This is a genomic window from Bradyrhizobium sp. LeoA1Lang, from assembly GCF_055413685.1.
Genome location: NZ_JBVAPG010000227.1, coordinates 1 through 9,958, shown reverse-complemented (window position 1 = coordinate 9,958; position 9,958 = coordinate 1). Strand labels below are relative to the sequence as shown.

General features: G+C 62.9%; 5 protein-coding genes and 1 pseudogene. 3 read left to right on the top strand and 3 right to left on the bottom strand.

From position 1 onward, the window contains the following. Positions 1-118 precede the first annotated feature (118 nt). Positions 119-415 (top strand): annotated as a pseudogene (locus tag ACZYOF_RS39600) (DUF1330 domain-containing protein); the annotation flags it as partial. Positions 416-543: 128 nt separating this feature from the next. On the opposite strand, the gene ACZYOF_RS39595 reads toward ACZYOF_RS39600, so the two are convergent. Beyond that, positions 544-1,353, bottom strand: a complete 810-nt coding sequence (locus ACZYOF_RS39595) for an MlaD family protein (RefSeq protein WP_463719143.1) — start codon at positions 1,351-1,353, stop codon at positions 544-546. A 176-nt stretch (positions 1,354-1,529) separates the two neighbouring features. Between ACZYOF_RS39595 and ACZYOF_RS39590 the strand changes: the two genes are divergently transcribed. Both ACZYOF_RS39590 and ACZYOF_RS39585 read left to right on the top strand, forming a co-directional pair. Next, positions 1,530-3,194, top strand: a complete 1,665-nt coding sequence (locus tag ACZYOF_RS39590; RefSeq protein WP_463719142.1) for a GMC family oxidoreductase — start codon at positions 1,530-1,532, stop codon at positions 3,192-3,194. Between the two features lie 153 nt (positions 3,195-3,347). Beyond that, positions 3,348-4,709: an NAD(P)/FAD-dependent oxidoreductase gene (locus tag ACZYOF_RS39585; RefSeq protein ID WP_463719141.1), complete on the top strand. Its 1,362-nt coding sequence runs from the start codon at positions 3,348-3,350 to the stop codon at positions 4,707-4,709. Positions 4,710-4,762: 53 nt separating this feature from the next. On the opposite strand, the gene ACZYOF_RS39580 is transcribed toward ACZYOF_RS39585, so the two are convergent. Both ACZYOF_RS39580 and ACZYOF_RS39575 read right to left on the bottom strand, forming a co-directional pair. Continuing rightward, complete coding sequence (locus ACZYOF_RS39580; protein WP_463719140.1) at positions 4,763-8,131, bottom strand: ATP-binding protein; 3,369 nt, start codon at positions 8,129-8,131, stop codon at positions 4,763-4,765. 311 nt (positions 8,132-8,442) lie between these two features. Continuing rightward, positions 8,443-9,303 carry a DUF2066 domain-containing protein gene (locus ACZYOF_RS39575; protein ID WP_463719139.1) on the bottom strand — a complete coding sequence of 287 codons (861 nt, stop codon included), beginning with the start codon at positions 9,301-9,303 and terminating at the stop codon, positions 8,443-8,445. Between the last annotated feature and the right edge of the window lie 655 nt (positions 9,304-9,958).

Here is a 9,958-nt window from a genome sequence, read left to right as displayed (position 1 = left end):
CTTGACAGAGCTTGCTGCCCGGCCACTGTTAGCCACCATGGGATCGACACCAATGTCCGGCTGATAAAACAAACGACTGCAATTCACCCTTCACAGAAGTCTCTTACACAAAATATCTGACATTCCCGGCTGGGATGCCTATCTGCGCTACAGCGCGCTCACGGTGCCGATGATCAAGGCGCGCGGCGGCACGCTGCTCTGGACCGGCAATGCCAAAACGGTCGCGCTCGGCCGGCCAGACGGCAACCAGTGGGATTATCTGGCGCTGGTCTATTATCCCGCGGTCTCGGCCTTCATCGACATGATGACTTCGGCCGAGTACGAAACTCTCTGCGACCCCCACCGCCGCAACGCCTGCGCCGAGCACGTGATCATCGCGACCAGCGAGGCCTACAGCAAGTTCAAGAGCGGGTAGGCGCCGTCATTGCGAGGAGCGCAGCGGACGAAGCAATCCATTCCAGCGGCTTGCAATGACGTCTGACGCCGCCGATCAAGACCGTCGTGCACGGCGGGCGTTTCCGTATTTGTTATCGTCGCCCCACGTTAGCGCCCGCCGCCGGCTCCGCCAAATTTCCGGTTCGCCTGGTTCACGGACTGGCTGATATCGCCGAGCATCTTCCTCGTATCGGCCATCATCGCACCTGACTTCTTGTCGAAGCTCTCGATCAGTTCGCGCAGCGAGATGACGGTCGGCAGCAATTCGCCGCCATATTTGTCGCTGCCAAGGCTCTTCAGGAATGCTTCGGTGCGGCTCATGCCGTCGTCGACGGCATTGACGCCCGCCTCGGCCGTGCTGATGACGCTGCTGATCTTCTCGCCATTGCTCGACAGCGAGGCGGTGAAGGTCTCGAACCCCCGCAGCGTGTCCTTGATCGCATCCTCGTTGTCGTTGATGACAGTGTCGACATTGCGCAGCACGGCACGGATCTTTTCCTGGATGCCCATCGTCCCCAGGGGATCGGCGGTCAGTTCCGGAATGCCGTCGGCGCCGGTCGGCGGAAGCGGTGCCTCGTCGGTGCCGCCGGTGAAGGAGATCGCGGCGATGCCGGTCAGGCCCTGGAATTCGAGGCCGACCTGGGTGTCCTTCTTGATCGGCGCGGTTTTCTCGATCCGCGTCATGGCGATCACGCGGTGACGGTCGAGCCTGATCGACTCCACCTCGCCGATGCGCACGCCGGCGAAATTCACGCTGCCGCCGCGGCGCAGGCCCGAGGCCGAGCCCTCGAAGATCACCCGGAACGGCACCTGCTGCTGGATTCCGGCATATTTGCGGTAGCCGAGCCAGCCGCCGAGCGCGCCGGCGATCAACGCCAGCGCCAACGTCCCGATCATTACATTGCTGGCGCGCACCATGTTTCGACCTTCGAAGTGGGCTGCAAAAATAGCGGATTTGCGGCGGCCAGTCACCGCAGTGATCGAACAATTCGGCAGGATCGTCGTGATGTTCCGTAACCACTTTGCACCGAGAGGAAAGAAAAGCGTAAAAAGAATGGCGCAACGAAGCGAGCTGTGAAGGCGGGGGGTGACCAATGACCAGCACGATCGCCGGCGATCACAGCGGCGGCTTCACGAGCCGGCCGGTCAATCGCCGCAACGCCCTGGCGGCAACGTTCGGCGGCGGGCTCGCGCTGTCGAGCCTGGCTCGGTCCGCAGGCGCCGGGGCAGGGGCCGCATCCGGCGTCCGCATATTGCATTCGCCTGAGCAACTCGGTTCGTCTTACGACGACATCATTGTCGGTGCGGGCTCGTCCGGTTGCGTCATGGCGCACCGGCTCGCCCTGGCTGGACGACGGGTGCTCCTCGTCGAGGCCGGCGGAGAAACGAAGCTGGCAGCGGTCAGAGATCCGCAGGAGTGGCCCAAGCTGCAGGGCAGCGAGCTTGACTGGCGCTATTTGACGACCCCTCAACCGGGATTGGGAGGCCGCATCATCCGCTGTCCGCGCGGCAAGGTCGTGGGCGGCTCCAGTACGATCAATGCGCTTGCTTATCAGCGCGGCCACCCGGCTGCGTATGACCGCTGGCCCGAAGGGTGGCGCGCGGCGGACCTTTTGCCATACTTCAAGCGCGCCGAGACTTTCTCCGGCAGTGCCAGCGCATGGCGGGGAGGCAGTGGTCCTCTCCACGTCCTGTCGCTCGCGGATGTCACGGATCGCAATCCGGTGGCATCCGCCTTCGTCACGGCGTCGCAAGACCTCGGGTACCCGATGTCATCGGATATCGGAGGGGAGGTCACGACCGGCGTCGGCTGGAATCAACTCAGCATCAAGGACGGCGCCCGCCACGATGCGGCGACGGCGTATCTCGGAAGTCTCGAGAGCGTGACCGTCGATCTGCTGGTGGACACGGACGTGCTGGGCCTCGTGATCGAAGCTGGACGGTGCATCGGCGTGCGGTTCGCCGAACGCATCGTGCGGGCTGCGAGCGAAGTGCTGCTTTGCGCCGGTGCGATCGATTCGCCACGCCTTCTGATGCTGTCGGGAATCGGCCCGGCCGACCAGCTCCGATCGTTCGGCATTCCCGTTGCCGTGGATCTGCCGGATGTCGGCCGCCATCTTGAAGACCATCCATTGGTCGCAGGCGTGGCGTACGCCGCACGGCGCGAGGTGCCGCGCTCGCATTACAACCATGCTGACGCTGTCCTCTACGTGCCCCGCAGCGACCCAAATGACAGCCCGGAGCACCTTGTGATGTGCCTGTCCTTGCCGTTCGTCCTGCCGAGCGTCGGCCCGTTGCCTCCACCGGCTTACGTGCTCGTTTCTTGCCTGATGCGACCTCGCAGCCGCGGCAGCGTGAAACTCGCTTCGGGTGATCCGCGAGCTCCTGCTCTGATTGATCCGAACTATCTCTCCGAGCCGGCCGACATGGACCTTCTTGTCGAGGGCGTTTCTCTCGCCCGCGAGATCGGTGCCGGTAAAGCCTTTGCCGACTGGCGCGCACGCGAAGTCTATCCGGGGCCCGAGGCAAAGACCGTCGGTGACATCCGCAAGTTCATTCTTCGCGCGACGGATTCGTTCCATCATCCTGTCGGCACGTGCCGCATCGGTGCCGTCGTCGACGAGTCTTTGCGCGTGAAAGGCGTTGCGGGTCTGCGCGTCATAGACGCCTCGCTGTTCCCCGGGATCCCGCAGGCGATGACCAATGCCGCCGCCATCGCCGTCGCCGAGAAAGCCAGCGATCTGGTGCTCGCAGGGTAGAGCAATCTCAGATGAACACTTTGTGCTCAGATCAGGCGGTCATCGCCTCGCGGCACTACGATCGTAACGCGCTTCTTCCGCGCTGAAATCACGCTGTAACCCGTTCGTCCCCTCATGATGCGACAGCGCTGCGCGGATGAGGAGAGGACTGCGATGGTAGTCAGAGCGATCGGTAAGCAGGCCGTAGTGATCGGTGCGAGCATGGCTGGTTTGGCCGCAGCGCGTGCGCTGGCCGACCACTTCGAACGGGTGATCGTGCTTGAGCGCGACCGCCTGCCTGAACAGGCAGTGCCGCGAGCCGGCACGCCGCAATCCCGGCATCTGCACGTTTTGCTGCCGGGCGGCCAGCGGGCGCTGACCGATCTGTTTCCGTATTTCGAGCGGGATCTGGCAAATGCCGGCTCGGTGCCGCTTCGAATGTCCCGCGACGTACGTATGGAGATCCCGGGTCTCGGTCCACTCCCGTCGCGTGATTTCGGCTGGTTCCTCTACTGCGCGTCCCGTCCGCTGATCGAGCTGATCACGCGCCGACAGGCCGAGAGGCTGACTAATCTGACGATGCGGCCGGGATGCCGGGTGCTCGAGATCACCGCCACGCCCGATGGCACCATGGTCACTGGCGTCATATGTGAAGATGCTGAAGGGCGGCAGGAAACCCTCGCAGCCGATCTCGTTGTCGACGCTTCCGGACGCGGTGCACCAACCTTGGCGCTGCTCCGTTCGTCCCGCCAGCCGGTGCCGGATGAAATCGTCATTGGTGTCGATCTCCATTATACGACGACCACCTTCGCCATTCCCCAGGATGCATCCACCGATTGGGGCGGCGTAGCCACTCATCCCCATGCGCCGGAAAGCAGCCGCGGCGGCTATCTGATGCCGATCGAAGGCAACCGCTGGGTCGTGACGCTCTCGGGACGGCTCGGCGAACAGCCGCCGGCTGAACCGGACGGCTTCATGGATTATGCCAGGCGGCTCGAGACGCAGACGGTCTACAACGCCATTGCGCACGCCGAGCGTCAGGGCGGATTCGAACGCTATGCCTTCCCCGCCAGCGTATGGCGCCGTTTCGACCGGCTGAGCGCATTCCCGCGTGGCCTGCTTCCGATCGGCGATTCGATCTGCCGCTTCAACCCGGTCTATGGCCAGGGCATGAGCGCGGCGGCGCAGGAAGCTCGCCTTCTGAAGCAGCTTCTGCAGGGGCGCGCGACCAAGGCCGATCCGCTTGCCGGACTGGCGCTGGCGTTCTTTTCCGAAAGCCTGCCGTTGGTCGAGGGTCCCTGGAACATGTCGGCGATCCCGGATCTGGTCTATCCCGAGACACGCGGCGAACGCCCGTCCGATTTCGAGAGCCGGCTCCAATACAACGGAGCCTTGCTTCGGGCCGCGATGCGCGATCCAGCCGTCCACCGGCTAATGGCGGAGGTCCAGCAATTGCTCAAGCCACCAAGCGCTCTCCAAGTGCCGGCCGTCGAGCGGCTCGTTCAGCTTGAACTGTCCCAAATGGCTGCCGAATAATTCAGGCCTTACGCAAGGTTTGAGAAGGGCGAAGCTTCGTTGCGGCAGGGCTGTCAACGAAGCTCGCCAAGCAAGGCCCGGGCGTTCCGCAAATCGCTTGTGTCAAAGCCTTCCGTGAACCAATCGTACACTGAGGCCAGAAGGTCGCGGGCCGCTTGTCGATTGCCTTGCTCAGCCAGGAGCCCTGCCAGGCTCATCGCCGCGCGCAATTCCCACGACTTGGCCTGCTGTGCGCGCGCAAGAGTGAGGGATCGCTCGAAATGCGCTTTCGCTTTCGCCGCGTCCCGTTGCGGCGATTTGAGCGCGATCTCACCGGCAACACGATGCGCCTCAGCCTCGCACCACCTTTCCTGGGTGGCTTGCATCGCCGCCATTGCCTTGTCGATGCAGCGCCAGGCATCATCGAATTGGCCCGAATCCGCATGCGCGATCGCCAGCATGAACTGGTGCTCCGGCGTGAATATGGTCGACCCGGCTGACCGCCATAGATCGATGCCCAGCGAGACCGTCTCGACTGCCTCCGTGGCCCGTCCCATGAGAGTGAGGATGTAGCCCCGCCGCAATACCCCTTCGGCCTTTCGGAATGGGGCGCGCTTCTCCTCCGCCAGGATCGCAAGTTCCTTGAGATACTCGTTGGCCGCGTCATAATTCCCGCAATAGGTGTTAACGAGAATGGGGAAGTTCAGCGTGAACATCAAAGTGGCGGCATGTTCAATCTGGCGCGCTTCCATCAACGCGCAGTCTGCATCCTTGAGCGCAGCATCGGGATAGCCGAGCAGCCACAGCGCCATTGAACGAAAGCCCAGGCACGTCATCCGCAGATCCTGGCCAAAACGCGTCATTAATCGCCGGTGCTCGGCTGGACGGTAAAGCGCGAGCGCCTCGTTGTAGTGCGCCAGAGCCTTGACCTGATCCCCCATGAACGCGAGCGTACTACCCATGGTGCGGTGTCCGACCATGAGCGGTACCGTCGTCCCCTCCTTCTCACCGAGAGCAAGAAACCGCGCGGCGAGCTCTCGCGCAACCTCGCCATCAAAGCTTATGAAATTGACGAGCCATTGCCCGAACAGCGCCGAGAGCAGCAGTGAAGCATCATCGGGAGATTCTCCGAACCGTTCGGCCTGCTCGATCAGCGTTCTCACCTGAGCCACCGCAGCCTTGGTTTCGGGCGCGCTATAGCCCTTGACATGCATGAGCGTGTTCACGAGCGCAATTTGCCAAACGATCTGCTCGCGCCGCAGGTCGGGCGTGCTGGGCAAGGTTGCGACTTGCGCCAGGGCATGAGTGAGCTGTTCTGCGGCTTCGGCCAGTGCCGAGCGCTCCTGTGAGCGCTGTCCCGCCTTGCCCCACAGGAGCGCAGACTTCTCGATCAGGTCGGCGTTCATGTAATGACGCGCCAGCAGCTCGGGCTGGCTTTCGGCGATTTCCGGAAACTCTCTCTCGAGGACTTCGGCGATGCGCGCGTGCAGCATGCGTCGTGGCTCGCGCAATAGCGTGCTGTAGGCTGCGTCCTGTACCAGCGCATGCTTGAACAGATAGCTCGCATGCGGCGGGTTGCCCTCTCGAAACAGCAAACCTGCGGCGACGAGCCGGTCAAGCTCGTCGTCCAATTCCGCCGGCGGCTTTCGCACCACCGCAGCCAGCAGCATGTGAGGGAATTCACGTCCGATCGCCGCGCCAACCTGCGCCACGTCCTTCGCCGGGCCGAGCCGGTCCAGCCGCGACATCAGCGAGGCCTGCAGGCTGGCCGGGACCGGCACCACGGACCTTGGCTTTCCTGCGGCGGCCCGCTGCGCTTCGTTCTCACCCTCCGCATCCAGCACCGCCTTGGTCATTTCCTCGGCGAACAGTGGAACGCCGTCGCTGCGCTCGATGATGTCCTGGCGGATGCCTGCCGGCAGCGACCGGATGCCGACGACTTCCTTGATGAGGGAATCGATGTCGCGCCGCGTCAGCCGATTGAGCGTCAGCGCAGCCACATGCGACGGTCCGATCCAGGGCGCGCTGAATTCCGGCCTGAAAGTAATGAGCATCAAGAGCCGGTGTCTTGCGGCCAGATCCACCACGCGGGTGAACAATTCGAGGCTGGTTGGATCAGTCCAATGCGCATCTTCAACAATCATCAGCACGGGACTGATCTGGGCCAGCGCCTCAAGCTGCGAACAGAGAGCTGCCAGCGTTTTCTGACGACGGAGCTGCGGCTCGACTTCAACCGGAGGGTAGCGCCCATCGTTGGGCAGCGACAGCAATTCGGCGATCAGGGACGCATCCTCGGACGAGGTCGAGCTCTGCGCCAGCAGCGCATCGAGCTTGTCCAATTTCGATTGCGGGCCGTCATCGTCTTCCAATGCAGCGACGCGCATCAACTGGCTGATGATCGGATGAAGCGCGCTATCGGTATGTTGCGGCGAACAGACGTAACGCAGGCGTATGTGCGGCTCGCGAGCAAGCTGCTCGAGCAATCCGAAGGTGAGCCGTGACTTGCCGATCCCCGCTTCGCCGGAAATCAGCACCACCTGACCTTCGCCGTCCCTGGCCTTTGACCAGCGTTGAAGCAGCAACTCGAGTTCTTCTTCCCGCCCCACCAGCGGCGTCAGGGCACCCACGTGCAGCGCCTCAAAGCGGCTTGCCGCCGAGCTCGGCCGCAGTGCCGCCCACACGCGAACGTCGCCTTGGATGCCCTTGAGGTCTCTTGTCCCGAGATCCTGCAGTTCGAACAGATTTCCGAGCAGTCTCCGGGTGCCGTCAGCAATGACCACCATGTTCGGCGACGCGACCTGTTGCAGCCGCGCGGCCAGGTTTGGAGTTTCCCCCACAATGCCGGGTTCCTGGGTGTCCCCGGATCCGCTGAGATCTCCCACGATCACCACTCCGGTCGCAATCCCGATACGGATTTGCAGAACGACCGGAGCCTTGAGGGCGGATAGGGCCGAGATCAGCCCCAGTCCGGCCCGTACCGCTCGCTCCGGGTCATCCTCGTGCGCTCCGGGATAGCCGAAATAGATGAGAACGCCGTCGCCCATATATTTCGCCACGAAGCCGTCGAAGCGCCGCACGGTCTCCGTGACACATTTCTGGTAGGCCGAAATGATGTCTCGTAGATCCTCCGGATCCATACGCGTCGAAAGTTCCGTCGAGCCCACCAGGTCGACGAACATCACGGTGACCTGACGGCGCTCCGCGGTGTCCTGTGTCTTCGGCTCCATGGACGACGCAGGGCGTTCGGGTGCAGGGCGCGCCGGAGCGGCAAGCTCGCCGATGGCTGCAAGGATTTTCCGCCGGTGCCCGAGCGGAATGGCGATGTCCTTCAGGTCTTCATCTGTGAGGTGGGGCAGAACGGAGACGTCAATCTCGTGGTCGGCAAAACGCTGCGCGTATTGCCCGAGACCAAGTCGATCAAGCCACTCGGCAATCTCCTGCACGTCGCCTCCCGGCTTAGCTGCTGTCAATCATGGCCTTGCCGGCCGACCTGAGTTCCCGCGCGGCAACGGGACAAAAAGGTGCGCGCTCGCCACGCCGCTATCGATCGGAACATTGCACTTGCGGGGCAGCCGGCCCATTCGCCGCACCCCCGAAAGGAACATGGGCTCTGTATGCGGGCTCGTCAGAGCCCTGAGCTGGATTACCGCAGATTACATCGATTATGAGTGAAATGCCGCACAGATCGGACAGGCCAACGGCCATTGCGCTGATTGTTCCGCTGGCGTCTTGACCAGTGGCCGGTCGCTTCCGCCTATCCCGGATCGCCGTTTCCCGAGAGGATTTGAGCCGCGCCGCCGATGCCGCGGCGGAAGGCTTCATCAAATGTGACGCCGCGAAGCTGCCATCGGTGCGCCCGGCCGTTCCAGTCCATGCGCCACTCCGTCGCCCATCCGAGCTCCGAATCTTCCCACGTCAGCCGTCCGACCAGGACGACTTCGCCACCCCGTTCGGCCGCCACGGATGCCAATGTCGAGGATGGTGTCGTCAAGAGCTCTGCGGCGTCGATATTGGCTTTCGCCAATGCTGCCACATCGGGCAGCACGATCATCATGCCCCGCTTCAGGGCCGCGGCGAGGAGTGAGTCACGTTGCAGGTCGGACTGCTTTGCATCCGATGTGGCGATGAATTGTCTTGAGCCCTGCTCCATCTCGACGAAAACGCCAAGGATCGGGCGGCGCGAAAGCCAGGGTGTGACGCCGAGCGAGTTAAGAACATCGTTGATCTTCCTGTCATCGAAATCGACGATCAAATCGTACGGCCGGTCGCGGGTGCCCTGCTCGTCGCGCTTCGGCTTGCCGGACATCTGGTCGTGGTAGCTATAGGCGCTGACGAAATCGGCCGAACGCGATTTGTACGTGTCTAGTCGAGGATCGCTCTCCAGTTCGAGAGCTCCGGACACCTTGATGAGAGCGTCCTCGAGACAAGCGGCGAAGCCGATGGTGCGATTGGCTTCACCCTGTCCAGTGACGATTGTCTGTGCGCGATAGAGATTCTCCGCCGCGGCTGCGGATGTGCTGGCCCAGTTCGCCAACGCAGCTATCAGCAATATCTTGACGATGACGGCGACCACACCTGGACATCGCTTGGTCATATGCCGAGTAAGCACGATCATCTGCCGAGCCGCCACTTGAACGGATGCTGAACAAGATCGGCGACCTCGCGCCGAGCGGGATAGGCTGAAAAAAGGAGCAGCCCGCCACCCGAGCCACTTGGTGGCGACGCGGCCGCAATACCGGTCGCCAGCGCTACATTGAAGTGCTGACCGATCCGCACGGCTTTAATGTTTTGATCGAGCGCCCGTGCAAGCACCCTTCATGTTGCTGGGCGAGGGCAAGCAAGCCCATGATAATCAAAGCCACCAAGACACACCCGGCCACGAGGTTCTGCATCATGGCTGTCACTCCACGGGGTTAGCAGACTACGTAGTAGATGACCGCGGCCAAGGATGATGAACACCATGGGCGCGGCCGTCAATACGCGGCAAAGCCGATCGAGGCCGGTCGACCGGAGGCCGGAAGGAACGTTGATCAAGATCGACACAGGTCCGCCGTGGGGCAAAGCGGCGGTCGAGGTGGGCGCACAGATGTCCGCCCTGGTTCAGACAGCCGACGTGGTGAGGGCTGGAGCGCGGTTCAGTTCAGGGCCCAGGCCGTGTGAAAACTGTGCCTCTGCTATTATTCTCCAGTGAATCGGCGGGGGACGAGCGATGGCGGGATTCGTAGAGGGGGTTGATCGCGGACAGAGCACGTTGTTCCCTGCACTGCTCG

Bases quoted from the DNA above. Each gene is read 5' to 3' on its own strand.
- ACZYOF_RS39595 (WP_463719143.1), bottom strand. From the start codon at position 1,353: ATGGTGCGCGCCAGCAATGTAATGATCGGGACGTTGGCGCTGGCGTTG.
- ACZYOF_RS39590 (WP_463719142.1), top strand. From the start codon at position 1,530: ATGACCAGCACGATCGCCGGCGATCACAGCGGCGGCTTCACGAGCCGG.
- ACZYOF_RS39585 (WP_463719141.1), top strand. From the start codon at position 3,348: ATGGTAGTCAGAGCGATCGGTAAGCAGGCCGTAGTGATCGGTGCGAGC.
- ACZYOF_RS39575 (WP_463719139.1), bottom strand. From the start codon at position 9,303: ATGATCGTGCTTACTCGGCATATGACCAAGCGATGTCCAGGTGTGGTC.